This is a genomic window from Kamptonema animale CS-326 (assembly GCF_028330895.1).
GTDB lineage: Bacteria > Cyanobacteriota > Cyanobacteriia > Cyanobacteriales > Microcoleaceae > Kamptonema > Kamptonema formosum.
In genome coordinates this window covers 1-4130 of record NZ_JAQMUA010000197.1, presented here as the reverse complement: position 1 = coordinate 4130, position 4130 = coordinate 1, and the positions used below count along the sequence as shown (strand labels likewise).

At 46.3% G+C, this 4130-nt stretch carries 2 protein-coding genes; one reads left to right on the top strand and one right to left on the bottom strand.

The genetic code is table 11. From position 1 onward, the window contains the following. The first annotated feature begins 94 nt into the window (after positions 1–94). The gene (gene cobW / locus PN499_RS11525; protein WP_272032014.1) at positions 95–1138 is read left to right on the top strand and encodes a cobalamin biosynthesis protein CobW; all 1044 of its coding nucleotides are present in this window, start codon (positions 95–97) and stop codon (positions 1136–1138) included. A gap of 29 nt (positions 1139–1167) precedes the next feature. Here cobW and PN499_RS11520 read toward each other — a convergent pair whose 3' ends face one another. Continuing rightward, positions 1168–4017 carry a sensor domain-containing protein gene (locus tag PN499_RS11520; protein WP_272032013.1) on the bottom strand — a complete coding sequence of 950 codons (2850 nt, stop codon included), beginning with the start codon at positions 4015–4017 and terminating at the stop codon, positions 1168–1170. Between the last annotated feature and the right edge of the window lie 113 nt (positions 4018–4130).

Here is a 4130-nt window from a genome sequence, read left to right as displayed (position 1 = left end):
CTGGGCGGTTGAATTACCGCCCAGAGGGCGGCGTTATGGAAGATTACGTATCAGCCCAAAACAATCAAAAATAGTAAAAATTACCAGACTTTCCATGAGCGCAAAAATTCCCGTTACTGTAATCACAGGCTTTCTCGGCAGCGGCAAAACTACCACAATTCGTAACTTGTTGCAAAACAATCAAGGGCGGAGAATTGCCGTGATTGTTAATGAATTTGGCGAAATCGGAATTGATGGAGAACTATTGCGTTCCTGCCAAGTTTGCGATGAAGAAGATGCACCAAATGCCAATGCTAATACCAACATTGTCGAACTTACAAACGGTTGCCTTTGCTGCACAGTTCAAGAAGAATTTCTACCCACAATGCAGCAATTATTGCAACGGCGAGAGCAGATTGATTGTATCTTAATCGAAACCTCTGGTTTAGCACTTCCTAAACCCTTAATTCAAGCTTTTCGATGGCCAGAAATTCGCACTGGGGCGACAGTAGATGGCGTAGTTGCAGTTGTAGACTGCGAAGCTATAGCAAATGGCACTCTTGTCGGCGATCTCGACGCATTAGAAGCTCAGCGTCAAGCTGACCCTAATTTAGACCACGAAACACCGATAGAAGAACTTTTTGAAGACCAATTAGCCTGTGCTGATTTGGTGCTATTAACCAAAGTAGATTGTGTTGACTCTCAAACCCAAATTAAAGTCGAAGATTGGTTAAAACAACAGGTGCAGAAAAGTGTTAAAATAGTACATTGTCATGGTGGTCAAATTAATCCCGATGTTCTGCTGGGATTTAATGCGGCTGTTGAGGATAACTTAGATGCTCGTCCTAGTCACCATGATACAGAGGAAGAACACGATCATGATGATGAAATTAATTCAGTGTACTTTATTGCCGAGCAGGAATTTGAGCCTCAAAGTTTGGTGGAAAAACTACAAAAATTAGTGCAAGAACAAGAAATTTACCGCATTAAAGGTTTTGTTGCTGTTCCCAAAAAGTCGATGCGTTTAGTGCTGCAAGGAGTAGGTTCCCGTATAGAATATTTTTATGATCGTCCTTGGCAAACTTCAGAACGGCGGGAGACAAAGTTGGTGTTTATTGGTCGCGAAATCGAGCAGTCTAAAATTCGTTCATTTTTGTAACGCCGCCCAGAGGGCGGCGTTACAAACAATTAATTAATATTATAATCTTGAGCAGCTAACATCGCCGTTGCAGCAATACTTGTCAATGGCTTAGAGAAAAAGTATCCTTGACCGTATTCGCAATTATATAATTTTAACTGGGCTAATTGTTCGGCAGTTTCCACACCTTCCGCGATCGCATCCATCCCCAAATTGTGAGCAAGCATTACAATCGTCTGCACGATCTCCCCAAGGCCACTGCTACCGCGAGCTCGCCCAGTCTTCCCCATCCTACTAACAAAAGAGCGATCGATCTTCAAAGTATTAATCGGAAAATGATGTAAGCGGCTCAAAGACGAATAACCCGTACCAAAATCATCAATACACAATTGAATATTCAAATCCCTCAACCGCTTGAGGATTGTCCTAGCATTGCCCGCCCCCTCCGTAATCACAGTTTCAGTAATCTCCAACTTCAAACTACTTCCCTCCAACCCAGTCTCCTGCAAAATTTGCTTAAATTTATCAATCAAATCAGGCTGCGAAAACTGTTGACCAGACAAATTCACACTAATCGCTATTGGCGGATTGGACTGAAACTGTAACTGCCAAGCCCGCATTTGGCGCGTGGCTTCCCACAAAACCCAACTTCCCAAAGGAATAATTAAACCCGTTTCTTCCGCAAGCGGTATAAACGACGAAGGCGAAACCAGCCCGCGATGGGGGTGTTGCCAGCGCACCAGTGCTTCAAAACCACTAATCCTACCGTTTGCCAAACACACTATCGGCTGGTAATAAACTTGAAACTCTTGGGCAGAAATTGCCCGCCGCAAATCATTCTCCAACTGCAACCGCGCCACAGCACCAGCATACATGGCCTGATCGAAGACAGCAGAACGAGCCTTACCCCTTGCTTTAGCCTGGTACATAGCAATATCAGCATCCCGCAGCAAATCCTCTGCGGAATGGCGAATTGGCAATTGAGAATGGCGAATGGGGGAGAAATTACATACATCCTCACAATGTTGATCGGTTTTACATTGTAAGGACTGTGTTCCTCCGCCTGTCCAGAGTTGTAGAGTTTGCGCTCCCCCCTTGATCTCTCCCAAATCCCAATTGAGCACAATACCAATGCTAGTGGTGGTAAAGATTTCTAGTCCGTTGAGGTTAAAAGGCAAACTCAATTGTTTGTGAATGCGATCGGCTACCTCCGTCGCGCCGCTGACATCGTGGATACCCTCAACTAAGATTGTAAACTCGTCTCCTCCCAGCCGCGCAATGGTGAAAGATGCTCCAGCGATCGCACTAGAAGCACTAGAAGCACTAGAAGCATCAATAGCTACTGCTTGCTCGTCATTTTCTAGCTGTTGACTTTCCAACACCACACCCTGTAACCGCTGAGCAAAAGCTATTAGCAGTTGGTCGCCCACCATGTGACCGAGACTATCATTGATTACCTTGAAGCGATCGAGATCCAAAAACAGCACTGCAAACCGATAGTCTGACTGTTTCTTAGCTAGTTTGATCGCCAGACTGACGCGCTCCATAAACATCAAGCGATTGGGCAAACCAGTCAAAGCGTCATGAAAAGCATTGTGCAGCAGTTTGTCTTCTACCCGCTTGCGTTCGGTGATGTCTTCGACAATGCCTTCGTAATATAGTAGTTCGCCGTTCTTCCCCCTGACAGCGCGGGCACTTTCGGAAACCCAAATCGGTTGACCATCAGAGCGGTAAACTTGAGACTCAAACTTAGAAACTCGGTCGTACAATTGCATCTGACCCGTAAACTCAGCACGGCGATTTGGGTCAACGTAAAGTTGAGCGTTGGCGGTGAGTTTGTCGATCAATTCCGCAGCGTCATTGTAGCCATATATCCGTGCTAAAGCAGGATTGGCGCTGATGTAGCGCCCGTTAGGGAGAGTTTGGAAAATGCCTTCAACGGCATTTTCAAAGATGCTACGATATTTCTCTTCAGCTTGGCGTAGAGCTTCTTCTGTTCGCTTGTACTTAGTTACATCTCGCGCGACTAAGAGTACCGAATCATTTAGTATTGGCGAAACTGTGACTGCAAACCACATATCCGCATTGTCAATCGGCAAGCTATACTCGAATTGGAGAGTTTGCTGAATTTCTAGGGCATGGTGAATGTAGCCTAGAAATGTGTCCGCCGTTTCCCGATCTAAGACTTGGTGTAGAGTTTGACCGAGAAGTTCCGAGGCTGGTTGGTAAAGTAGAGAAGGATTCGTGGAGGCAATTTTGAGACAACGGCCTAAGCGATCGCGCACAGTAATGATATCAGTCATCGCCGCAAACAACGCTTTGAGTTCGGCTTCGGAAGCACGCAACTGTTCTTCAGCCATTTTGCGCTCAGTGATGTCAATCCCAACAGTAAATGCGGCTCTGTCTCGGTCGTATTTTTGAGCAACAATTAAATAAATACGAGTAATACCATTAGCTTCTAACCTGACTTCAGAAACAGCTTCGCGATCGCTCCTAGTAAAAAACTGGCGCACTAACTCTGTAAACTCATTATTGCCATTGAGAAAGCCAATTTCCTTACCCTGAAAATCCTCTGGAGATAATTTGCACGCCGTCGCTAAATGCCGGTTCACGCCTAGATAGTGCAAATCTGAGCTAATCCAAGAAACCATTCCCGGTACCGCTTCCAAAATCGCTTGCAGTTGCTCGTTCGCCAACAGCAGAGCTACTGTTGCCCGTTCCACTGCTTCTCGCGATCGCGCCGGAGCTTGTACCAGCACAAACACCAAAATCCCCGTCAGTACAGCCAAAGCTCCCCCCCCAAGTCTCAGCCATTCAGAGCTAGGAGATTTCCTCGGCCACCCGCCTGTAGGAATTGCTGCCAACTGCCAAGAACCATTTGGTAACGATACCTCTAACACAACTGGATTTTGCTCGAAAACCGACGCATCCCCGTAAAATACCGCTCCTTTCGCCCCTAACCCGTCCTGGCCTCGGAGAGCGTACTGTAGGGGGGATGGGGAGGATGGGGAGG